General features: G+C 66.7%; 22 protein-coding genes and 1 tRNA gene. 17 read left to right on the top strand and 6 right to left on the bottom strand.

Annotation, left to right across the window (positions count from 1 at the left end):
• Nucleotides 1–84: 84 nt before the first annotated feature.
• Nucleotides 85–1,101, bottom strand: coding sequence for a COX15/CtaA family protein (locus ASG07_RS14100; RefSeq protein WP_443024610.1), 1,017 nt, complete (start codon nucleotides 1,099–1,101; stop codon nucleotides 85–87).
• 151 nt (nucleotides 1,102–1,252) lie between these two features.
• Here ASG07_RS14100 and ASG07_RS14095 point away from each other — a divergent pair, with 151 nt between their 5' ends.
• The 5 genes from ASG07_RS14095 (at nucleotide 1,253) to ASG07_RS14080 (ending at nucleotide 5,385) form a co-directional block, all read left to right on the top strand.
• On the top strand, nucleotides 1,253–1,636 hold the full coding sequence (locus ASG07_RS14095) for a MerC domain-containing protein (RefSeq protein WP_236694692.1): 384 nt from the start codon (nucleotides 1,253–1,255) through the stop codon (nucleotides 1,634–1,636).
• A 44-nt stretch (nucleotides 1,637–1,680) separates the two neighbouring features.
• On the top strand, nucleotides 1,681–2,148 hold the full coding sequence (locus ASG07_RS14090; RefSeq protein WP_055847965.1) for a Fur family transcriptional regulator: 468 nt from the start codon (nucleotides 1,681–1,683) through the stop codon (nucleotides 2,146–2,148).
• Nucleotides 2,149–2,253: 105 nt separating this feature from the next.
• Nucleotides 2,254–4,179, top strand: coding sequence for a 1-deoxy-D-xylulose-5-phosphate synthase (gene dxs, locus ASG07_RS14085; protein ID WP_055847962.1), 1,926 nt, complete (start codon nucleotides 2,254–2,256; stop codon nucleotides 4,177–4,179).
• A complete protein-coding gene (locus ASG07_RS17315; protein WP_156361883.1) occupies nucleotides 4,176–4,325 on the top strand; it encodes a hypothetical protein in 150 nt (49 codons plus the stop codon). The genes dxs and ASG07_RS17315 overlap by 4 nt, the downstream gene beginning before the upstream one ends.
• Nucleotides 4,318–5,385 (top strand): Ig-like domain-containing protein, encoded by a 1,068-nt coding sequence (locus ASG07_RS14080; RefSeq protein WP_055847959.1) that lies wholly within the window; start codon nucleotides 4,318–4,320, stop codon nucleotides 5,383–5,385. The genes ASG07_RS17315 and ASG07_RS14080 overlap by 8 nt, the downstream gene beginning before the upstream one ends.
• A 57-nt stretch (nucleotides 5,386–5,442) precedes the next feature.
• Here the strand turns inward: ASG07_RS14080 and ASG07_RS14075 are convergent, their stop codons facing one another.
• Nucleotides 5,443–6,108: an RBBP9/YdeN family alpha/beta hydrolase gene (locus ASG07_RS14075; protein WP_055847954.1), complete on the bottom strand. Its 666-nt coding sequence runs from the start codon at nucleotides 6,106–6,108 to the stop codon at nucleotides 5,443–5,445.
• Nucleotides 6,109–6,291: 183 nt separating this feature from the next.
• Here ASG07_RS14075 and ASG07_RS14070 point away from each other — a divergent pair, with 183 nt between their 5' ends.
• The 5 genes from ASG07_RS14070 to proC all read left to right on the top strand — a co-directional run bounded on the left by ASG07_RS14070 (nucleotide 6,292) and on the right by proC (nucleotide 9,390).
• Nucleotides 6,292–7,026, top strand: coding sequence for a TlyA family RNA methyltransferase (locus ASG07_RS14070; protein WP_055847950.1), 735 nt, complete (start codon nucleotides 6,292–6,294; stop codon nucleotides 7,024–7,026).
• 129 nt (nucleotides 7,027–7,155) lie between these two features.
• Nucleotides 7,156–7,707, top strand: a complete 552-nt coding sequence (locus ASG07_RS14065) for a TspO/MBR family protein (protein ID WP_055847947.1) — start codon at nucleotides 7,156–7,158, stop codon at nucleotides 7,705–7,707.
• Nucleotides 7,708–7,729: 22 nt separating this feature from the next.
• Complete coding sequence (locus ASG07_RS14060; RefSeq protein ID WP_055848159.1) at nucleotides 7,730–8,008, top strand: accessory factor UbiK family protein; 279 nt, start codon at nucleotides 7,730–7,732, stop codon at nucleotides 8,006–8,008.
• A 69-nt stretch (nucleotides 8,009–8,077) separates the two neighbouring features.
• Nucleotides 8,078–8,587: a YbjN domain-containing protein gene (locus ASG07_RS14055; protein WP_055847944.1), complete on the top strand. Its 510-nt coding sequence runs from the start codon at nucleotides 8,078–8,080 to the stop codon at nucleotides 8,585–8,587.
• Nucleotides 8,584–9,390: a pyrroline-5-carboxylate reductase gene (proC, locus tag ASG07_RS14050; protein WP_055847939.1), complete on the top strand. Its 807-nt coding sequence runs from the start codon at nucleotides 8,584–8,586 to the stop codon at nucleotides 9,388–9,390. Before ASG07_RS14055 ends, proC begins: the two co-directional genes overlap by 4 nt.
• Nucleotide 9,391: 1 nt before the next feature.
• Here proC and ASG07_RS14045 read toward each other — a convergent pair whose 3' ends face one another.
• Nucleotides 9,392–9,880 (bottom strand): MarR family transcriptional regulator, encoded by a 489-nt coding sequence (locus ASG07_RS14045; RefSeq protein WP_055847937.1) that lies wholly within the window; start codon nucleotides 9,878–9,880, stop codon nucleotides 9,392–9,394.
• 62 nt (nucleotides 9,881–9,942) lie between these two features.
• On the opposite strand from ASG07_RS14045, the gene ASG07_RS14040 reads away from it, so the two are divergent.
• Both ASG07_RS14040 and ASG07_RS14035 read left to right on the top strand, forming a co-directional pair.
• Nucleotides 9,943–11,025: a branched-chain amino acid aminotransferase gene (locus ASG07_RS14040; protein WP_055847932.1), complete on the top strand. Its 1,083-nt coding sequence runs from the start codon at nucleotides 9,943–9,945 to the stop codon at nucleotides 11,023–11,025.
• A 46-nt stretch (nucleotides 11,026–11,071) separates the two neighbouring features.
• Nucleotides 11,072–11,146: transfer RNA gene (locus ASG07_RS14035), tRNA-Gln, on the top strand.
• Nucleotides 11,147–11,236: 90 nt separating this feature from the next.
• Here ASG07_RS14035 and ASG07_RS14030 read toward each other — a convergent pair.
• Nucleotides 11,237–11,779: a HEPN domain-containing protein gene (locus ASG07_RS14030; protein ID WP_168377355.1), complete on the bottom strand. Its 543-nt coding sequence runs from the start codon at nucleotides 11,777–11,779 to the stop codon at nucleotides 11,237–11,239.
• Here ASG07_RS14030 and ASG07_RS17020 point away from each other — a divergent pair.
• The 3 genes from ASG07_RS17020 to ASG07_RS14015 all read left to right on the top strand — a co-directional run bounded on the left by ASG07_RS17020 (nucleotide 11,778) and on the right by ASG07_RS14015 (nucleotide 17,101).
• Nucleotides 11,778–12,293, top strand: coding sequence for a DDE-type integrase/transposase/recombinase (locus ASG07_RS17020; RefSeq protein WP_168377354.1), 516 nt, complete (start codon nucleotides 11,778–11,780; stop codon nucleotides 12,291–12,293). The two genes, ASG07_RS14030 and ASG07_RS17020, sit on opposite strands and share 2 nt — an antisense overlap.
• A gap of 178 nt (nucleotides 12,294–12,471) precedes the next feature.
• Entirely contained in the window at nucleotides 12,472–15,054 is a 2,583-nt protein-coding gene (locus ASG07_RS14020; protein ID WP_082474821.1) for a TonB-dependent siderophore receptor, read from the top strand.
• Nucleotides 15,055–15,067: 13 nt separating this feature from the next.
• Nucleotides 15,068–17,101 (top strand): hypothetical protein, encoded by a 2,034-nt coding sequence (locus tag ASG07_RS14015; RefSeq protein ID WP_055847926.1) that lies wholly within the window; start codon nucleotides 15,068–15,070, stop codon nucleotides 17,099–17,101.
• Between the two features lies 1 nt (nucleotide 17,102).
• On the opposite strand, the gene ASG07_RS14010 is transcribed toward ASG07_RS14015, so the two are convergent.
• Entirely contained in the window at nucleotides 17,103–17,780 is a 678-nt protein-coding gene (locus ASG07_RS14010) for a DUF6445 family protein (protein ID WP_055847923.1), read from the bottom strand.
• Nucleotides 17,777–19,276: a tryptophan halogenase family protein gene (locus tag ASG07_RS14005; protein WP_055847920.1), complete on the bottom strand. Its 1,500-nt coding sequence runs from the start codon at nucleotides 19,274–19,276 to the stop codon at nucleotides 17,777–17,779. The genes ASG07_RS14010 and ASG07_RS14005 overlap by 4 nt, the downstream gene beginning before the upstream one ends.
• 175 nt (nucleotides 19,277–19,451) lie before the next feature.
• Between ASG07_RS14005 and ASG07_RS17015 the strand changes: the two genes are divergently transcribed.
• Both ASG07_RS17015 and ASG07_RS13990 read left to right on the top strand, forming a co-directional pair.
• Nucleotides 19,452–20,215 (top strand): IS5 family transposase gene (locus ASG07_RS17015; RefSeq protein ID WP_156361881.1). Its coding sequence is split into 2 segments (ribosomal slippage): nucleotides 19,452–19,758 and nucleotides 19,758–20,215, totalling 765 coding nucleotides; the frame shifts between segments, so codons are not numbered across the junction.
• Between the two features lie 218 nt (nucleotides 20,216–20,433).
• Nucleotides 20,434–20,763: a hypothetical protein gene (locus ASG07_RS13990; protein ID WP_055847908.1), complete on the top strand. Its 330-nt coding sequence runs from the start codon at nucleotides 20,434–20,436 to the stop codon at nucleotides 20,761–20,763.
• Nucleotides 20,764–20,813: the final 50 nt, after the last annotated feature.

The following is a 20,813-nucleotide window of genomic DNA, read 5'->3' as shown; positions in this document are numbered from 1 at the left end:
CGGAAGCCATTCGTAGAAAACCGGGAATAAGTCAAGCAATCCGCCGCTTTGCTGGCGGGTATCCTGGTACCATGCCGGTCGCGCTCAGGCGCGGCGTTGTCCGATCGCATGCGCGGCCATGACGGCGGCGATCAGCAGCAGCGCGGCATTCGCCTGATGCGCGACGGCGATGCCGATCTGCACGCCGCTGAGCAGCGTCGAGATGCCGAGCGCGATCTGCAGGCCGACCAGCACGACGACCATGCCCGCCGCGCCGCGTGCGCCGACCCGGCTGGCGCGCCAGGCCAGCGCCACCAGGGCGGCGGCGGCGGCGAAGGCGAACCAGCGGTGGATGAACTGCACGACGATCGGGTTGTCGATCGCGTTGCTCCAGCCCGGCGACTGCATCGGCACGCCGGCCGGAAACAGCGCGTCGCCCATCAACGGCCAGCTTGCGAACGCGTAGCCCGCGTCGAGCCCGGCGGTGAACGCGCCATAGACGATCTGCGCGAACAGCGCCGCCAGCGCCACGGTCGCTACCGGGACCAGCCGCGCCGGCGCGGCCATGCGGCTGCCGTGCAGCAGCATCAGGTCGCGGGCGGTCCAGACGATGCCCGCCAGGATCACCAGCGCCGTCGTCAGGTGCACCGCCAGCCGGATATGGCTGACATCGGTGCGCACCGACAGGCCGGACGCGACCATCCACCAGCCGATCGCGCCCTGAAGCCCGCCAAGTGCCAGCAGCGCGGTCAACCGCCAGCCATAACCGGCGGGGATGCGCCGCCGCACCGCGAACCAGATCAGCGGCAGCGCGAACGCCATGCCGATCACGCGGCCGAGCAGCCGGTGGAGATATTCCCAGAAGAAGATCGCCTTGAACCCGGCCAGCGTCATGTCCTGATTGAAGGCCGCATATTCCGGAATGCGCCGGTAATTGGCGAACTCCGCCTGCCATTGCGCCTCGTTCAGCGGCGGGACGATGCCGCTGATCGGCTTCCACTGGGTGATCGACAGCCCCGACTCGGTCAGGCGCGTGATACCGCCGACGATCACCATCGCGACGATCAATGCGGCGACGGCATAGAGCCAGCGCGCGACGGCGCGGGGGCGGGCAGTGGACATGAAGGCGGCACTGGGTTGAAGCATGGGGGCATTTACCGCAGCCGGTGGCGCGAAGGAAGCGGCGGCATCTGCGGAGCTTCCGAGCATCGGGACGCGCGATTTTTGCCGATGTGATGTTGTAACCTTGCGGCCTTCTGGCTACATGGTGGACGTGAGTTTCGTCCTGCATCGTCCCCATTGGCTGTCGAGCCTCGATCGGTTCGCGATCGGGCTGTCCGGCCTGTGCGTGGTGCATTGTCTGGCGACGTCGGTCCTCCTGGCGCTGGCCTCGACCGCGGGCGGCATGCTGCTCGACCCGATCTTCCACGAAATCGGCCTGACGCTGGCGATCATTCTCGGCGCGGTGGCGCTGGGACGGGGCATCATGAAGCACGGCTATGCGATGCCGGCGGCAATGGGCGCGTTCGGGCTGGGCGTGATGGCCGGCGCGATGAACCTGCCGCATGACGGTTCGGGCGGAGAAGCGCTGTGGACCATCGTCGGGGTCGGTCTGCTGGCGTTCGGTCATGACCTGAACCGCCGGGCGACATCCTGACGGCGCGCTTGTCCGGTGGCTCCGGTCACCTTATCTCATCCGGCATGGCGCACGCGCACGATCATCACGAACCGGAGGGCGACGCCCTCTTCACCGCGGCGCAGGCGACGCTGGAGAAATCCGGCGAGCAGTGGACGACGATGCGCGCCAGCGTGTTCGAGGCGCTGGCCGGCTTCGCCAAACCCGCCTCCGCCTATGACATCGCCGATGCGGTGTCGAAGCGGGAAGGGCGTCGCGTCGCGGCCAACAGCGTCTATCGCATCCTCGACCTGTTCGTCGGGGCCAATCTGGCGCGGCGGGTCGAAAGTGCGAACGCCTACGTCGCCAATGCCCATCCCGATTGCCTGCACGACTGCATCTTTCTGGTGTGCGACCAGTGCGGGCAGACGACTCACCTCGACAACGATGCGGTGACCGGCGGCGTGCGCGCGGCCGCCAGCGCGGCGGGTTTCCAGCCGGTCAGGCCGGTGATCGAAGTGCGCGGCCGCTGTGCGGATTGTCGGGTGAACTGAGGACGTTCGTCGACGTCCCGTGCACAGGTCGTGCAGGACGTGACAGAAATTCGCCCATGACCGGTTGCAATCGACACCACCGCCGGGCTGGGATAAGCCGACGGAATGTCTGATCTTCCCGCAACCCCGTTGCTCGATACCGTTTCGACCCCGGCCGACCTCCGCACCCTCCAGCCGGAGCAGCTTCGCCAGCTTGCCGACGAACTGCGGATCGAGACGATCTCCGCGGTCGGGACGACCGGCGGTCATCTCGGCTCCGGGCTGGGCGTGGTCGAGCTGACGACCGCGATCCACTATGTCTTCGACACGCCGCGCGACCGGCTGGTCTGGGACGTCGGCCACCAATGCTATCCGCACAAGATCCTGACCGGGCGGCGCGATCGGATCCGCACGCTGCGCCAGGGTGGGGGGCTCAGTGGCTTCACGAAGCGGTCGGAAAGCGAATATGATCCGTTCGGAGCGGCCCACAGCTCGACCTCGATCTCCGCGGCGCTGGGCTTCGCGATCGCCAACAAGCTGGCGGGGACGCCCGGCAAGGGCATCGCCGTGATCGGCGACGGCGCGATGTCGGCGGGCATGGCGTATGAGGCTATGAACAACGCCGAACAGGCGGGCAACCGGCTGGTCGTGATCCTGAACGACAACGACATGTCGATCGCGCCACCGGTCGGCGGCCTGTCCGCCTACCTCTCCCGGATCGTGTCGAGTCGCGAATTTCTGGGCCTGCGCGAGCTGATGAAGAAGTTCGCGCGCAAACTGCCGCGCCCGTTCCACACCGCCGCGCGCAAGACCGACGAGTTCGCCCGCGGCATGACGATGGGCGGCACGTTGTTCGAGGAGCTGGGCTTCTACTATGTCGGGCCGATCGACGGCCATAATCTCGACCACCTGATCCCGGTGCTGGAGAATGTCCGCGATGCCGAGGAGGGGCCGATCCTCGTCCATGTCGTGACCAAGAAAGGCAAGGGCTATGGCCCGGCCGAGGCCGCCGCGGACAAGTATCACGGTGTCCAGAAGTTCGACGTCATCACCGGCGCGCAGGCCAAGGCTCCGCCGGGGCCGCCGCAGTACCAGAACGTCTTCGGCCAGCAGCTTCTGAAGGAAGCCGAGCGCGATCCGACGATCTGCGCGATCACCGCGGCGATGCCGTCCGGCACCGGGCTCGACAAGTTCGCGCAGGCGTTTCCCGACCGCTGTTTCGACGTCGGCATCGCGGAACAGCATGCGGTGACGTTCGCGGCCGGTCTCGCCGCTCAGGGGATGCGGCCGTTCTGCGCGATCTACTCCACCTTCCTCCAACGCGCCTACGATCAGGTCGTGCACGACGTCGCGATCCAGAACCTGCCGGTGCGCTTCGCGATCGACCGGGCGGGGCTGGTCGGCGCGGACGGCGCGACGCATGCCGGGTCCTTCGACCTCACCTATCTGGCGACGCTGCCCAATTTTGTCGTGATGGCCGCTGCGGACGAGGCGGAGCTGGTCCACATGACGCACACCTGCGCGCTGCACGACAGCGGCCCGATCGCGGTCCGCTATCCGCGCGGTGCGGGTATCGGCATCAACCTGCCCGAGCAGCCCGAGCGGCTGGAGATCGGCAAGGGGCGCGTCGTACGGGAGGGCAAGACCGTCGCGATCCTGTCGCTCGGCACAAGGCTGGAGGAGGCGTTAAAGGCCGCCGAACAACTGGAGGCGAAGGGGCTGTCGACCACCGTCGCCGATTTGCGCTTCGCCAAGCCGCTGGACGAGGCTCTGATCCGCCGCCTGCTGACCACGCACGAGGTTGCGGTGACGATCGAGGAGGGCGCGGTCGGCGGCTTCGGCGCGCACGTGCTGACGCTGGCGAGCGACGAGGGGCTGATCGACGGCGGGCTGAAGCTGCGCACGATGCGCCTGCCCGACACGTTCCAGGATCAGGACAAGCCGGAGGTGCAATACGCGTCCGCCGGACTCGATGCGGACGGTATCGTCGCCACCGTGCTGACCGCGCTGCGTCACAATAGCGCCAGCGTGCCGGAGGGCGCGCGGGCGTGAAGGGGTGGACGGCGGTCGTCGTCCTCACCGGATTGCTGGTGGTGATGCTGGTCGGCGTCAACGTCCATCTCTGGCGCAGGATGAAGGCCGCCACCGCCACTGCCCGCGCGCGGAAGGAGCGGGACGGCGCATCGGTCGATGGCTGAGCTCTCCGCGTCGGACCTGCCGCTGACGGGGATCGAACGGCGCGTGCTCGCGCTGCTGGCGGAGGGGCATACGGCCAAGACCGCCGCGGTCGAACTCGGCCTGACCGAGAATGCGGTCAATGAGCGTCTGCGCGAGGCACGTCGCAAGACCGGCGTGGGCAGCAGCCGCGAACTCGCCCGCAGGCTGGCGGCGAGCGTCTCACAAGAAAATCGGGACGAGGAAATCGGGATGGCCGTCGCGCCGTCCGCCGACCAGCACGTCGCCACGGACCCGCCGCACAGGGCGACGGGCCGCTGGCCGAAAGTGTTGATCGCCATGTCCATCCTGATCGCGGTGGGGTTGCTCGCTTATGTCGTCGTTCCGCAGCAGACTGCGCGGAACGCACCCGATCCTCTGCTTGGCGACGTTGCCATGAAATCGTTCCCGGACATCGACGCTCTCTACGGCAAGCTTCGCCGCGAGACGCGAGACGCTGGTTGGGGTGCCAGGACGGAGGCGGCGTTGCTCAACCGCTACGGTTCGATCGCCGGGTTGAAGAAGCTTCGCACAACATGTGCTTCGACCCTGTGCGAGGTCGCGGGCGAGATCGGTGACGAACGTGGGGGCAAAACGCTCGAACAGCTACAGAATTACGGGTTGATCCGCCCGCAGGAGATGGGCTTCGGCCTCGACGGAAGCTTCGCTGTCGCCTCGGGACCAAGCGGAAAGGGCGTGTTCGTCGCGTATCATCACCGCCTCGACACGGACGCGCCGACTGTGAGCCGCAGCAGTCCCGCCGACGGGGCTATCGTGCCTGCCGGTCCCATAACCCTGTCGGTGACGTTCGACCGGCCCATGCAGCGTGACGGATATTCCTTCACGTCGACAGACTTCGGAGCCACGCCCGAGTGCAAACCCAAGGCGGACGTCTCCGCGGACGGGCGGACCTTCGCGCTGCGCTGTTCAGTAGAGGCGGGAACGTCCTACGCCGTCGGCATTAATTACGGGCACTTCCGGAGCTTCGCGGCGCGGGATGGGACCCCCGCCAAAATGAGTATTATCCGCTTCTCAACGCGCTGAAGCAGGTTTGCCGGCCAAGCCCGCGAGGACGGATCGGAGCGGCGGCGACTCACCCATTCAACTCCGCACGCCCCGCCGCATCGCCTCCGCCCGTGTCGCCAATACGCGGCGCGCATCGCCGGGCGTGCGCTGGTGGCCGCGGCCGTCGCCGCTGGCCGCGATCACGCGTTCCAGAAAATCCTGTCCCTCGTGCCACGCGCCGACGCCGCTCGCCGCGTTGATGTGGCCGAGCGCGCCGACCTCCTCGAAATGGCTGCCCCATTCCGCCGCCAGACTGTGCGCCCGCTGCGAGGTGATCCACGGGTCGTCGGTCGAGGACACGACGATCGACGGGAACGGCAGCGCGCCACGCGGGGCGGGCGCGAAGCCGGCGATCTCCGGCGGCGCATCGGCGCGGTCGACATCGGCGGGGGCGACCAGCAGCGCAACCGCCACCGGCCAGCCATAAGGCTGCGGGCTGAGCGACGCCCACCACGCCACCGCGATACAGCCGAGCGAATGCGCGACGAGGATCACCGGGGCCTGCGCAGTCGATATCGCCTGATCCAGCTTCGTCACCCACGCGTTGCGATGCGGCGTGTTCCACATGCCGAGTTCGGCTCGAATCGTATCGTGCCGCTCCCGCTCCCACAGACTTTGCCAGTGCGACGGGCCGGAGCCGCCAAGGCCCGGCACGGTCAGGATGGTCGGCTGTACGCCCTCGAACGGAGCGAACGATCCCATGACGCCTCTCCTTCTATCCAGTCGAGGAGGCGTGGGCTTCCGGCGCTTCAGGGCACGCCATCAGGCCACGCTCTCCCGTCTGCGAAGTTATTCCCATCAAGCCGGTAGACAATAGCGATTCGAGATCGCTGCGCCGGTGCGACGCCGGGTTGCGGCGAGACGAAGCGGGCGCGATAGGGGGCCATGCCGAAACAGCGCGCGGACCAGATGCTCGTCGACCGCGGGCTTGCCGAATCGAGGACGCGGGCCGCCGCGCTCGTAATGGCGGGGCTGGTGTTCGCCGGCGACCGTAAGCTGGACAAGCCTGGGCAGCAGCTTTCCGACGACGTCGTGCTCGACGTGCGCGGGCGCGATCATCCGTGGGTGTCGCGCGGCGGCATCAAGCTGGCGCACGGTTTGGACGAGCTTGGCTGGGACGTGACCGGTGCGGTGGCGATCGATGTCGGTTCCTCCACCGGCGGCTTCACCGACGTGCTGCTGACCCGCGGCGCGGCGAGGGTCTATGCGGTCGACAGCGGCACCAATCAGCTCGCGTGGAAGCTGCGGCAGGACCCGCGCGTCGTTGTCCACGAGCAGACCAGCGCGCGCATCCTGACGGACGCGCATATCCCGGAGGCGATCGACGTCGTGGTGTGCGACGCCAGCTTCATCGGCCTGTCCAAGGTGCTGGAGCGACCGCTGTCGTTCGCCAAACCCGGCGCGCGCCTGCTCGCGCTCATCAAGCCGCAGTTCGAGGCGGGGCGGGGAGAGGTCGGCAAGGGCGGCGTCGTCCGCGATCCGGCGATCCACGCCCGCGTCTGCGCGGAGGTGGCGACGTGGCTGGAAGGATCAGGCTGGCACGTGGCGGCGACGACGACCAGCCCGATCACCGGGCCGGAGGGCAATGTCGAATTCCTGATCGGCGCGGTGCGGGGATAGGGCCCGCCGGGCTGCGTCTTCCTCCGGATACGGGTGCACCGCGCACGTTCGACCGTGCCCGGCATCCAGCCCGCTTTACGCCACCCCGCCAGTCGGGCATCACCCGCGAAACGACGGACAGGAGCGCGCGTGGGCGGGATCGCATCGAAAGGTCAGTTGAGGGCGTCGTTCCTGCGCTGGGCGGTATTCACCGTGCCGCTGATCCTGCTGCTCGGCTTCCTGTCGGGCCGGGCCGTGTCGGCCGGCGGCGACAACGCCTGGTATGTCGCTTTGGACAAGCCGTCGGTGAACCCGCCCGACATCGTGTTCCCGATCGTCTGGACGGCGCTCTACATTCTGCTCGGTCTGGCGTTGGCGATGATCCTCAACGCGCGTGGTGCACGCGGGCGGGGCACGGCGATCCTGCTGTTCGCGCTGGCGTTCGGGTTGTCCCTGTTCTGGACGCCGCTGTTCTTCGGCGCGCATCAGGTGCTGGCCGCCGCCGCGCTGATCGCGGCGATGCTGGCGACGGCGATCGCCGCCACCGTCGCGTTCGGACGCATCCGCAGCGCGGCGGCATGGCTGATGGTGCCTTATCTCGTCTGGATCAGCTTCGCCGGCGTGCTGACATGGAGCATCCACCGCATGAACCCGGACGCGGAATCCCTTGTGCCGACCGCCCGTACATCCCAGATGCTGTGATCCAGTCTTCTAAGGAATCATGATGCAGTCCGAGAACCGCCTCCTCGACGATGTCGCCAAGCTGCTGAACGGCGCGGCGGGGACGATCGCCGGCATGGGGCGGGAAGCCGAATCGAGCGCCCGTTCGCGCGCACGGGAATGGATCGGCGGCCTCGATTTCGTCAGTCGCGACGAGTTCGACGCGGTGAAGGCGATGGCCGCCGCCGCGCGCGACGAGGCGGATGCGCTGCGTGCGCGGCTCGACGCGCTGGAGGCGAAGACCGCGAGCGCGGCCGAGCCGCTGAGCGCGGATCTGGGCTGAACAGCCCGAACATCCGCGAGCGGTGGCACGGGTGCCTCGCATCCACCGCCGCGATGCGCCATAAGGAGCATGATGCTCGACCAGACCGACCACGACGACCACGAACCGTCCGCCCCCATCGACATGCTGGAGGCGTATTACGCCGCCCATAACTGGGAGTTCGAGCGGCACGAGGATGAGATCGTCGCGTCTATCAAGGGAAGCTGGACGACCTACGAATTGCGCGCCCTGTGGCGGGAGGACGACAGCGTCCTGCAATTCCTGGCCTTTCCGGACATCAAGGCGACCGATGACCGCCGGCCGGCGCTGTACGAAGCGATCGGCCTCGTCAACGAACAGCTCTGGATCGGCCATTTCGAACTGTGGTCGTCCAGCGGCATCCTGCTGTACCGCCACGCCGCGCTGGTCGATGGCGAGGAGGAGCCGATGCTGAGCCTGTCGGGGGCTGAATTGCTGGTCGAATCCGCGATCGAGGAGTGCGAGCGCTTCTACCCGGTGTTCCAGTTCGTTTTGTGGGGCGGCAAGAACCCGCGCGAGGCGCTGGCCGCCGCGCTGGTCGAAACGCACGGCGAGGCATGAGCGCGGTTCTGGCCGTGAACGGCCCGCTCTGGATGATCGGTTGCGGCAATATGGGCGGTGCGATGCTGTCGGGCTGGATCGCTGCCGGTCTCGATCCCCGGCAGGTGACGGTCGTGACCCGGACGGAGCGCTTCGGTCCCCCCGGCGTTCGGCACCTCACCGCCGTTCCCGCCGACGAGCGGCCGGAGGTGCTGGTGCTCGCGGTCAAGCCGCAGCAACTCGACAGCGTCGCGCCCGCTCTGGCGGGGCTTTCGCCGGCGGTGCTGATCTCGATCCTTGCCGGGGTGGAGGAGGCGGCGCTGGCCGCCCGCATCCCGTCTGCCGCGATCGTGCGTGCGATGCCCAATCTGCCGGTGGCGATCGGGCGCGGCGTGACGGCGCTGCACACAGGCAGCAGCGATCCGGCCGTCCGGATGCTCGCCGAGGCATTGGCCGCGCCGCTCGGGCTGGTCGAATGGATCGCCGATGCGGGCGACTATGACGCGGTGACCGCGCTGGCGGGGTGCGGTCCCGGCTTCGTGTTCCGTTTCGGCGAGGCGCTGGCGGAGGCCGGGGCGGCACTGGGGCTGCCAGCCGATCAGGCGCTGCGCCTTGCCCGCGCCACGTTGGCCGGCGCCGCCGAGATGCTCGCCGCCAGCGACGAAACACCTGCGACGCTGGCCGACCGGGTTGCCAGCCCCGGTGGATCGACGCGGGAGGGACTGAACGTCCTCGACCGGGACGACGTAATGAAGCGGCTGATGAAGGCGACGCTGGCCGCCTCGGCCGAGCGCAACGCCGCGATGGCCGCCGCGGCGCGCTAGGTCACTCGCGCAGGCCCTGGACCTGCCCGCGCTCGTCTTCGGGGATCAGGCCCTCCAGCACCGCCCAATAGCCTGCCACGGCGGCTTGACCGGCGCTGGCATAGGCGGCCGACATCAACTGCCGCACCCCTTCGAACAGGTCGCTCTCCATCGTCACGCCGGCGGGCGTCAGACGCAGCAGTCGTTGCCGCCGGTCGCGATCGCCCGATCGCGTCTCGACCAGACCGCGCTCGGCCAGTTCCGTCAGCACCCGTCCCAGCGATTGCTTGGTGATCGCCAGCAACGATAGCAGCTCGCTCACCGTCAGGTCCGGCTTGCGGGCGATGAAGTACAATGCGCGGTGATGCGCCCGTCCCAGACCCTCCGCCGCCAGAACGCGATCGGCCGATTTGGTCAGGTGAGCATGACCGAAATACAGCAATTCCATACCCCTGCGAAGCTCGGGCTCGCGGAGGAACAGGGCGGGGGCAGAGGGAGCAGCGGCAGCCATGTTGACCCGTTTAGACATCCGTCTTAGGCGACTGCAACACCCAAAACGCCAGAAAGACGCCGATGTCCAGTTCCTTCCGGTTCGATCCCAACGCGGCACCGGTCGCCAGCACCGAGCGGGCGGAGCGACTGATCGACCCTGGTTTCGGCCGCGTCTTCACTGATCACATGACGGTCATCCACTTCTCCGACGCGGAGGGCTGGCACGATCCGCACGTCACCGCGCGCGCGCCGCTCCAGATCGATCCCGCGTCGTCCGTGCTGCATTACGCGCAGGAGATTTTCGAGGGGATGAAGGCCTATCGTCTCGCCGACGGCGGCACCGCGTTGTTCCGGCCCGATGCCAACGCCCGCCGGTTTCAGGACAGCGCGCGCCGGCTCGCCATGCCCGAATTGCCGGAAAGCCTGTTCATTGAATCGATCGAGCGTCTGGTCGATGCCGACCGCGACTGGATACCGGGCGGCGAGGGGGCCTTGTACCTGCGCCCCTTCATGTTCGCGTCGGAGGTGTTCCTGGGCGTCAAGCCGGCGAGCGAGTATCTCTACATGGTCATCGCCTCGTCGGTCGGGGCCTATTGGAAGGGCGGGATGCGTCCGATCACCGTCTGGGTCAGCCGCGAGCATACCCGCGCCGCCGCCGGCGGTACCGGTGCGGCCAAGTGCGGCGGCAACTACGCCGCCAGTCTGATCGCGCAAAAGGCCGCGATCACGCAGGGGTGCGATCAGGTCGTGTTCCTCGACGCGGTCGAGCGCCGCTGGGTTGAGGAACTGGGCGGCATGAACCTGTTCTTCGTACTGGACGACGGAACGCTGGTGACGCCGCCGCTGACCGGCACGATCCTGCCCGGTATCACCCGAGACTCGCTGATTACGCTCGCCCGTGCCGATGGGCTGACCGTGCGCGAGGAGCCCTATGCGATCGACCAGTGGCGCGCCGATGCCGAAAGCGGCCGTCTGGTCGAGGCGTTCGCCTGCGGCACCGCCGCGGTCGTGACGCCAGTCGGCAAGGTCAGGGATTTGGAAGGCGATTTCGCGATCGGCGGCGGCGGCACCGGCCAGATCACCCGGCGCCTGCATCAGGCGCTCAACGCCATCCAGCGCGGCACCGCGCCCGATCTGCACAACTGGCTGCACCGCCTGAACTGAACGGGCTTCCTTCTCTCGCGAGCGTCGCTATAAGGCCGCGCTCCACTGGGGCGTCGCCAAGCGGTAAGGCAGCGGCTTTTGGTGCCGCCATGCGCAGGTTCGAATCCTGCCGCCCCAGCCAAATCCGTAAAATACTGCCTTTAGAATGACTTAGCGCCTTCTTTTTGCTTTCTGTGGGGCAGGATCGTGGGACAGGGTTGTGAGGCTGCGATTAAACGCAAGCCGCGTGGATCCCGTGGCCTACCGGTTCGACTATGTCGATCATCCCCTCGACCATCTCACGGTTGATGGGCCAAAGTTGTCTTGGAAAGGAGGGATCCACGTCTGCTTCGTGCGCAATCTTGTTCCGTCGATCAACGATCAAGCCAAGGATCGCTTTCACATCAGCCGCAGTCATGTCCATTTCTGCTCCCACCGCTTCCCACAGGCTAACGGCAGAGAAGAGCCGAACGGCTTCCGCAATCTTGTCGGGATGCTGGAAGGACAAGTGGCTGTGCTTCGTCCGTATCTCGGCATCGAGGGTTGATGCCGCCGTTGCAGAAAGCCGCAACAGCGGTGTTACGGAGAGCGGAACAGGAAAGCGGTTGAAGGCATCAGTTTTCGGGCGCGCTCCGGCGTAGCTTTCCAGCACGCCAAGGCGTGCTAGTGTATGGACATAACGATCCAAGGCGCTGACAACCATTACAACCTCGGCGCGCAGGATGTCGCTTACGTTGTCCGCCGGTGAGGTGCGCAGGAAGCGCGTCAACCACATGCGTGGCATCCGCCACTGGCGCTGGCACCCGGACGAGATGTACGTGAAGCTGGATGGCGAGACGGCTTTACCTCTGGCGAGCAGTAGATCACGAGGGCGAGGTGCTGGAGAGCTAGTCACGAAAAGCGGCGATAAGGCGGCAGCGCTCACCTTCATGAAGAAGGCGCTGAAACGCCACGGCTCACCCGAGGCGATTACCACCGACGGGCTGCGCTCCTACCGTGCAGCGATGAACGAGCTTTACCGCCTCAAGCTTGAACTCGCGGCTGAACTTCCGTCGTTGCATTCACAGCCTCCGGTCTCAAAACTCCTTATCTCGGTGTCCACGAAACCGGCAGCAGCTCACCTCGCGCTGTCCAATACCGGCGACAAACCGAAGGAAGTCGGCATCGACCTGCGCTGGCTCGGCCTGTCGCGACCGGTATCGGTACGCGACCTCCGGACCGGACGCGACGGAGGCGCGCGACCAGCCGAATCGTCACCACAATCCCCGCGCACGGTGCGGAACTACTGAGTCTTGGCTAGACCCGTCTTCGCTCCGCAAGGCCGGTTAACCATGCTGTGGCTCGCTCGCCACAGCAAAAGCTTATTCTCTAATGGGTGCAAATCAACGCATTGCGGGGGAGAGGACGCAGGTCTAGCCCGGTGGCAGCCGCCGCAGAGTGGCACCGGAACCACCACGGGAGAGCAGCATGTCCGCCTTCAACCGCTTCGGTCCGCGCGCCCTGTTGCTGGCGGGGGCCACCATGCTCCCCACCAGCCTTTTCGCGCAGACCGTGCCCGGCGACCAGCCCACGACGCAGGCGACCACGCCCGACGCCGCACCGTCGGGTGAAAGCAACGACGACCTTCAGGACATCGTCGTCACCGGCCAGACCTCGCGCGATCGGCCGCTGATCTCCGCCTCCGCCGACATCACCTATGCGACGCGCGAGGATATCGATCGCCGAGCACCCCGCTCGACCGCCGACATGCTCGAACTCGTTCCCGGCATTTTCGTCGAGGCGACGGCGGGCGAGGCGTCGAACAACTATTCGGTCCGCGGCCTTCAGGGCGGTGGCCAGCGCTTCGTCCAGCTCGAAGAGGACGGCATGCCGATCCTCTACGGCGGCGGCGGTGCCGACTTCTTCTTCCAGCAGGATCTGACGATCGACCGTCTGGAGGCGGTGAAGGGCGGCTCGTCCGGCGTGCTGACCGTCAACGGTGCCGGCGCGACCATCAACTTCATCTCCAAGCGTCCGAACTTCAAGGAGTTCGAGGGTGCGATGCGGCTGACCGGCTACAGCTACGGTCTGAAGCGCGCGGACTTCTACTATTCCGCGCCGCTGGCGGAGAATCTCGCCTTCAACTTCGGCGGCTATGTCCAGAGCAGCCCCGGCGTCCGCAAGAACCCGTTCGACTATGCCGGCTACCGGATCAAGGGATCGCTGGAATATCGCCTGTCGAGCGGCGGTTCGGTTCGCCTGTCGGGACGGCGCGGCGACATGGAGACCGCCTATTACGCCTCCGCTCCATACCGCTTCGATGATGGCGATCCCGCGAGCATCCCCGGCTTCAACATCCAGCGCGACAATATCGGCGGCGATGCCTTCCGGTCGATACAGGTGCCGGTATCGACCGCGGTCGACCCCGACGGGTTCCGCCAGTTCCGCTACAAGGACGGCATCCGTTCGCTCTCCAATCAGGCCCGACTGGACATCGACGTCCCGCTGTCGGACACGCTCAGCGTCTTCGGACGTGGCCGCTACATGGACTACAGCTACGACTTCAACGGCCTGTTCCCCGGCTCGGGCACCGGCAATGCGGGTCTGGCGAGCGCGGTCAACTACCTGACGCCGGACCCGGCGGTATCACCCATCATCGACCTGCTCCGCGCCGGCTTCGCCGCCTATCCGACCGCCCAGCGGTTCGGCATTCGCAACATCCGCACCGGCCAGGTCATCGGATCGAACCAGACCGCAGCGCTGAACGCGCTGAACGGCAACGGATTCCTGCAACGGACGACGCTCAACCACGATTATGTCGACGGCCGCGATCTCGGCATCAACGTCGGCACGCGGTGGGAGATTGGCACCGGGTCGATCAAGAACTCGCTGACCGTCGGCGGCATGTACTACAACGTGCGCCGCAACCAGGACCAGTCGGCCACCGCCAGCGTCGTCAACGACGTGAGGAACAACAGCGACATCTACGACATCGTCGCGCTCGACGCGGGCAATGGAGTCGTCGGGTCGCTGACCGATAGCGGCCTCGTTTCCTATGGCGACTGGGGAAACGGCATTCGCCAACGCAAGGACGAGAGCTACTCGCTCTACGCTAACGACGAAATCGCGTTCGGCGACCTGCGCATCGACGGCGGCATTCGCTGGGAGAGCGATACGGCGACCGCGTTCGACGGCAACAGCGCAACGGTCAATCAGGCGGTGCAGCCAAGCGTCGGCGGCGTCGTGCGCAACGTCGGCTCGACCTTCAACGGCACCTTCTCGCCCACCAATGCCGGGCGTACCGGCGCGGACGGCAAGCTGACGCAGGACAAGATCTCCTGGACGGTCGGCGCCAACTATCTGATTACGCCCAGCTTCGCGGTCTATGCGCGCTATGCCGACGGGTTCCAGACCAACAACATCGACCCGATCACGACGATCGAACTCTACGAGGCCGGCGTCCGTTACCAATATGGCCGCCTGTTCAGCGGATCGGTGACGGTGTTCCGCACCAACTTCAACAACCAGAGCTACAACTTCGCCAATCCCGCAAATCCGACGCAGCAGCAGAACATCAACGCCGATCTGCGCACCAAGGGTGTCGAGGTCGACGTCGTAGTTCGACCGGTGCGCTGGTTCTCGGTCGATTTCCAGGGCGTGTTCCAGGATCCGAAGCTGGAGAACCTTCAGATCGACGGCGCGACGCAATCCGGGTTCGAAGGCAATCGACCGGAACGCACGCCGGCGCGCCTGTGGACGGTGACGCCTGCGATCCAGCTGCCGAACGGCCTCGGCGACATCTATGGCCGCTACAAATATGTCGGCAAGATCTTCGCGGATGCGGGCAACGGCGTCGCGCTGCCCAGCTACGGCGTGACCAGTGTCGGCGTGAACCTGAACGTCACGCAGCAATTGCAGGTCAGCTTCAACGCGGAGAACATCTTTGACGTCGTCGGCCTGACGGAGGGCAATCCGCGACAAGGCCAGACTCAGGCGATCACCGACGGCTATTTCTATGCCCGCGGAATCGTCGGGCCGACCTACGGCGGATCGGTGACGTTCCGCTTCTGATGAGGCGCAGGCGATGAAGACGATACGCAGCGCAATTATGCTGGCGGCCGGCACGGCGCTCGTTGCACCGTGGCCCGTGATTGCTCAGGCGAAACCCGAACTCGCCTATCAGGTGACGGAGGGCCAGAATCTCAACGCCTTCGTTCGCGACGGTCGCGTCGCAGCGCACCTGTTGCTGCGCAACGGCACGGACCCGCGCATTCTCGTGGCGTTTCCCGCGGGGAACAGCGGCGTCGGCCTGTGGTTCGAACCGCTGTCAAAGCCCGCGACATGGCGGCTGGAGAAACCGCCCCGCCCGACCACAGCGCCTGGCATCGCGGGACCGCAGCCGGCGATCGTCACCATCGCGAGCCTCGCCGCGCCAGAACTGCGCATCAAGCAGGCGGTGCTGTCCAGCGTCCGCTTTCTGCGCGACTATCAGGCGATCGGACGCTTCCCGCCGGACGTCGCGGTCGCCCCGGTTTTCGCGGGCGACACGATCCGGTGGAGCCGGCCACGGCTGGACGGCAAGCCGGGCTATATGCTGCAGCTGCGCGTGCTCGCCGGCCGCGTGCAGGGATCGCGCGTCGTCGCGAACGGCGGCGCACCGATCCGGCTGGAGATCACAGCATCAAGCGGCGAGACACCGCTGACCGGCCTCGCGCAGGCCGACTTGCTCAACGCCCGTGCCGCGAACGACAGTACCGCCCGCAACGCGTTGCGCTTCCTGAGCTACCGGGAGAAGTTCCTCGCCGGTTCGTGGCGGTTCCAGACCTATTTCGGGCGCGACACGCTGATGTCGCTGCGACTGTTGATGCCCGTCCTGCAGGCGCGCGCGATCGAGGCGGGGCTGGGCTCCGTGCTCGCGCGCCTCGACGCGAGCGGCGATGTCGCGCACGAAGAGGGAATCGGCGAGTTCGCGGTCGTCGACCGTCGCCAGCACGAAGGCAGCGGCGACGCCGCCGTGCTCGATTATGCGATGATCGACGACGACTACATGCTCGCGCCGGTTGCAGGCAGCTACCTACTCGATCATGCCGACCGGGCCGCCGCACGCCGCTTCCTTGATGCGCCGCTGGTCAGCGAAGGCGTGCCGGGCAAGACCGAGCCGACGGGGGCGGCACTGGTCCGCAATCTATGCTTTATCATCCGGCATGCCCGCGCCTTCACCGACGCACCCACTGTCGAGCACCTGATCCCGCTGAAGCCGGGCCGCCTGACGGGCCAGTGGCGCGACAGCGACGAGGGACTTGGCCGTGGCCGTTACGCCTATGACGTCAACGCGGTGTTCGTCCCCGCCGCATTGGATGCCGCCGCGCGAATGATGAAGGCGGGACTGTTGGATTCTTACCTGACGCCTGCCGACCGCGCGCTGCTGGCCGACGCCGAGCGCATGGCAAGCGTCTGGCGCGAGCATGCGCCGGCCCTGTTCAGCGTGACAATTCCGAACGCCGACGCCGTGCCGGCGGTTCGCCGTTACGCGAAAAACCTCGCCATTCCCGCCGAGCCGGCGGTCGCCGCGCTGGGCACTTCGCCGCTCGTCTTCCACGCGCTCTCGCTCGATCAGGAAGGGCGGCCGGTGAAGATCGTCAACTCCGACGAAGGCTTCGCACTGCTGTTCGCGCAACCATCGGCGGCCGATCTGGAAACCTACGTCAGCACGGCCATGCGCCCCTTTCCCGCCGGGCTGATGACCGACATCGGCCTGCTCGTCGCGAACGCCGCGCAGACGGATGCGGCGACGCAAGATCGCTTTACCCCCGCCGCCTATCACGGCGCGGTCGTGTGGTCGTGGCAGCAGGCACTGTTCGCCGCCGGTCTGGAGCGGCAACTCGCCCGGCCCGACCTGCCAACGTCAACCCGATCGGTGCTGGCGCGCGCGCAGTCGACGCTGTGGCGCGCAATCTCCGCAACGCGGGCGACGCAGAGTTCGGAGCTTTGGTCGTGGGCGTTCGCCAACGGGCGCTACAAGGTCGTGGCATTCGGAGCCGGCAAGCAGGACGTGGACGAGTCCAACGCGGCGCAATTGTGGAGCACCGTGTACCTCGCCGTGCAGCCGCCGAAATAGCTCAGCCCAGCGACAGGAACGCCGTCACCGTCAGCCGCCCGCGTGTCGGATCGTCGCTCAGCGCCGCGTCGGGCGCGATCGCCCCGCTGTGCAGCAACGCGCTCCGGTACAGCACTGCACGATTGTACCGTGCGTCAACCTGCGCGATCCGCTCGAACAGCGGCGTCGACTCCGTAACATAGCTCGCGGGCGGCGCTCCCCCCTGCTGCAACTCCGCATTGAGCGTCGCAAGGTACCGCTCGGACCGCATTGCGTCGATCGTCTCGTATCCGGTCGCGCGGTGACGGAAGAAGGCGGTGCCGTCGCCACCGTCCGGGTCCAGATACTGGACCAGCGCAATGCGGTTCAGGTCCACGGCGTCCATATGCGGCAGTCGCTGTTGCACGCTCAGCGTCTCCGGCGGGTGCGTGACGATCGAGAAGCTGGCGTCGATCAGCGCAACGTCGCCCGCCAGGCCGAACACACCCTTCAGCGCCGTCGTCAGGGCGGGCCGGACGCGGTCGAAATAATTGATCGGCAGCGTGGCGCGGATGCCTGGATAGTGGTTCCGGCCCGGCCCGAACGCGGCGCGCGCGGCCGCAAGACGCAGCGCATCGGGATCGGGGTGGAAGCCGTCGATGATCGCGATCGGCTGTGCCTCCTGTCCGATCCGCCGTGCGGCGATGTCGGGCCGGATCACGCCATCAGCTCCGCCAGCGCCGTGTCGTGCAGCGGCAGCGTCGGTGCCGCGCGCGCGATGACGTCGGCGATCTGCTGCACCTGCGCGCGGTTGGTGGCGCTGTCGATCGCGTCTGCCAGCGGGTTGTACCCCGCCGCGGTGATTCCCTGCCCGTTCAGAACCGCGAGCCAGCTTGCGTCGCGAAACAGCTCCTCGGGGTCGAGCATCAGCCGGCCGGAGCGGCGATACTGCTCCTCGCGGATCAGCAGCGTGTCCGGCAGCGCCATCGTCTGGCAGCGTCGCCACAGCGGTTCGTCACGTCCGCTCGTCGCATGATAGTGGAGGATCAGGAAGTCCCTGATACCGTCCATGTCGCGGCCCAGCAGCTGGTTGTACCGATCGGCGAGCGCGGGGTCGCAATCCCTGTCGGGAAAGAGCGTCAGCAATTTGGTGATGCCGCTCTGGATCAGGTGGATGCTGGTCGATTCCAGCGGCTCCAGAAATCCTGAGGCCAGTCCGATCGCCACGACATTGCCACGCCACGCGCGCCGCCGCATCCCCGCGGCGAAGCATAGCATGCGCGGTTCCGCCAATGCTTCGCCGTCGAGGTTCGCGAGCAGGGTCGCCGCCGCTTCGTCGTCCGAGATATAGCGCGACGCATAGACATACCCGTTGCCGGTGCGATGCTGGAGCGAGATCCGCCACTGCCACCCCGCCGCACGCGCCGTGGACCGCGTGAACGGCGGCGTTGCTGTGGTCCGCGCGCACGGCACCGCCACCGCACGGTCACAGGGCAGCCAGTGGGACCAGTCTTCGAACGCCTCCCCCATTGCCTTTTCCACCAGCAACGCACGAAAGCCCGAGCAGTCGACGAACAGGTCACCCTCCATCCGCTCGCCACGCTCCGTCGTCAGCGCCGTGACGAAGCCCGTCTCCGGGTGTCGCTCGACCGCCTGCATCTTGCCCTCGACCCGCCGCACGCCGTGCCGCTCGCTCAGCCCGCGCAAATAGGCCGCATAGAGGCCGGCATCGAAATGATAGGCATAGCCCAGCGTCGAGAGGATCGATCGTCCGTCGCCGCCCGGCTTTGCGAAGCGCCCCTGCGCTGCCAGCCGCCCCGCCAGCGAAAGGTCGGACAGGGGCATGTCCAGCCCCTCCGCCCGCGCCTTCAGCCAGCGGTGATGGAAGGCGACGCCCGGCAGCGCCGCGCCAAAGTGGCCGAACGGGTGAAAGTAGCGGCTGCCCGGTGCCGTCCAGTCGACGAATTCGATGCCCAGCTTGAACGTCGCCTTGGTCGCGCGCAGGAACTCCGCCTCGTCCAGCCCGATCAGGTCGTTGAACCAGTGGATCGTCGGGATCGTGGCTTCGCCGACCCCGACGGTGCCGATCTCTTCCGACTCCAATAGCGTTATCGAAATTGAGCGGCCGAAGCTGCGCGATAGTGCAGCAGCCGTCATCCAGCCGGCGGTCCCGCCCCCGAGGATTACGACGCGCCGTATCCGTGCCTGCTGCTCCATATCGCTTGGTAGGCCGATCCGGCAGCGAATGCACCCGCATTGGCGCGCGTTTTGCGGCTTCCGAGACCGGCTCAGGCTGCTGGGGTCAGGACCCATTGATGTGAGAGGCGCGATCTGATTCAGGCTCCCTGAGGAGACTGAGGATGAGCGCCTATACTGGCTGACGGAGGAGCAGATGGCGCGCCTGCGGCCATATTTCCCAAAGAGCCATGGCAAGCCGCGAGTTGACGACCGGCGGGTGTTGAGCGGCATCGTTTTCGTGAACCGCAATGGGCTGCGCTGGCGTGATGCGCCCCGGGACTACGGCCCGCACAAGACGCTCTACGATCGCTGGAAACGATGGGGTGAGATGGGTGTGTTCCTCCGCATGATGGAGGGCTTGGCTGCCGCTGATGCCGACCCAAAGACCGTTATGATCGACGCGACGTATTTGAAGGCGCACCGCACGGCATTGAGCCTGCGGGTTAAAAACGGGATCTCGGGCGCCTGATTGGTCGCACCAAAGGTGGCATGGACACGAAGCTCCATGCCGTGACCGACGCAAACGGCCGTCCGCTCAGCTTCCTCATGACCGCCGGACAGGTCAGCGACTATACCGGTGCGGCCGCGTTGCTCGACGATCTGCCCAAGGCGCAATGGCTGCTCGGCGACCACGGCTACGACGCTGACTGGTTCAGGGATGCCTTGCAGGCCAAGGGTATCCAGCCATGCATCCCAGGTCGGACGTCCCGGCTCGAGCCCATCAAATACGACAAACGCCGCTACAGGCGCCGTAGCCGTATCGAAATCATGTTCGGACGGCTCAAGCACTGGCGCCGCGTTGCGACCCGCTACGATAGGTGGCCGACGGTCTTCTTGTCCGCCATCGCCCTCGCTGCCACCGTCATCTTCTGGCTTGATCAACGAGTCCTGACCCTAGCCGATAGCTGTTTCAGCTAGCATCGTGGCAATCTCTGACACCTTCATCGTCTCGTCGATCGCGCCGGCCTGTGTCCCGTCGCGTAGACCCAGCGCCTCGGTGAGTTTGGCGCGACTGATCGCGACATAGACCAAGCGGGCGTTGACGGTGTTGAACGTCTGGATTGGGTCCTCTCCACCGCGTCCGTGCGGGCAAGCAACCCGGGTTACGCCGCGCCGACTGAGTGATAAGGGGAGAAATGCGCAAGCTGTTGCCCTTGCTGGCGTGCATGATGCTGGTCCTCACGACGTGGGCCGGTATGGCACATGCCGCGGAAGCAGGCGGCGTCGAGATGAGCACGACCGAGATGTCCGCCCATGCGCCGGGCGACGGCGACGAGGTCCCTGCCGATGCCGATAAGGGCTATCCGCATCACCATGCGAGCTGCCACGAGCATCAGGTTAACACGCCGACCGTCGGGGCGGCGATCGACGCAACCATCGGAGCACCGACGATGCCACCGGCCGTGTTCAGCCGCGCGCTGACCGGGCACGATTCGGAAGCAGCTCTCCGACCACCGCAGGCCTGACGCGTCGATCGGGCGCGCGCGGATGCGCGTCCGGGATACTACCGTCAGGA

Origin of the sequence: Sphingomonas sp. Leaf343 (assembly GCF_001423765.1) — a bacterium.
Classification (GTDB): domain Bacteria; phylum Pseudomonadota; class Alphaproteobacteria; order Sphingomonadales; family Sphingomonadaceae; genus Sphingomonas.
This window is presented reverse-complemented; position numbering and strand designations above follow the sequence as displayed.

Bases quoted from the DNA above. Each gene is read 5' to 3' on its own strand.
- ASG07_RS14100 (WP_443024610.1), bottom strand. From the start codon at position 1,101: ATGTCCACTGCCCGCCCCCGCGCCGTCGCGCGCTGGCTCTATGCCGTC.
- ASG07_RS14090 (WP_055847965.1), top strand. From the start codon at position 1,681: ATGGCGCACGCGCACGATCATCACGAACCGGAGGGCGACGCCCTCTTC.
- dxs (WP_055847962.1), top strand. From the start codon at position 2,254: ATGTCTGATCTTCCCGCAACCCCGTTGCTCGATACCGTTTCGACCCCG.
- ASG07_RS14080 (WP_055847959.1), top strand. From the start codon at position 4,318: ATGGCTGAGCTCTCCGCGTCGGACCTGCCGCTGACGGGGATCGAACGG.
- ASG07_RS14075 (WP_055847954.1), bottom strand. From the start codon at position 6,108: ATGGGATCGTTCGCTCCGTTCGAGGGCGTACAGCCGACCATCCTGACC.
- ASG07_RS14070 (WP_055847950.1), top strand. From the start codon at position 6,292: ATGCCGAAACAGCGCGCGGACCAGATGCTCGTCGACCGCGGGCTTGCC.
- ASG07_RS14060 (WP_055848159.1), top strand. From the start codon at position 7,730: ATGCAGTCCGAGAACCGCCTCCTCGACGATGTCGCCAAGCTGCTGAAC.
- ASG07_RS14055 (WP_055847944.1), top strand. From the start codon at position 8,078: ATGATGCTCGACCAGACCGACCACGACGACCACGAACCGTCCGCCCCC.
- proC (WP_055847939.1), top strand. From the start codon at position 8,584: ATGAGCGCGGTTCTGGCCGTGAACGGCCCGCTCTGGATGATCGGTTGC.
- ASG07_RS14045 (WP_055847937.1), bottom strand. From the start codon at position 9,880: ATGGCTGCCGCTGCTCCCTCTGCCCCCGCCCTGTTCCTCCGCGAGCCC.
- ASG07_RS14040 (WP_055847932.1), top strand. From the start codon at position 9,943: ATGTCCAGTTCCTTCCGGTTCGATCCCAACGCGGCACCGGTCGCCAGC.
- ASG07_RS17020 (WP_168377354.1), top strand. From the start codon at position 11,778: ATGCGTGGCATCCGCCACTGGCGCTGGCACCCGGACGAGATGTACGTG.
- ASG07_RS14030 (WP_168377355.1), bottom strand. From the start codon at position 11,779: ATGTGGTTGACGCGCTTCCTGCGCACCTCACCGGCGGACAACGTAAGC.
- ASG07_RS14020 (WP_082474821.1), top strand. From the start codon at position 12,472: ATGTCCGCCTTCAACCGCTTCGGTCCGCGCGCCCTGTTGCTGGCGGGG.
- ASG07_RS14015 (WP_055847926.1), top strand. From the start codon at position 15,068: ATGAAGACGATACGCAGCGCAATTATGCTGGCGGCCGGCACGGCGCTC.
- ASG07_RS14005 (WP_055847920.1), bottom strand. From the start codon at position 19,276: ATGGAGCAGCAGGCACGGATACGGCGCGTCGTAATCCTCGGGGGCGGG.
- ASG07_RS13990 (WP_055847908.1), top strand. From the start codon at position 20,434: ATGCGCAAGCTGTTGCCCTTGCTGGCGTGCATGATGCTGGTCCTCACG.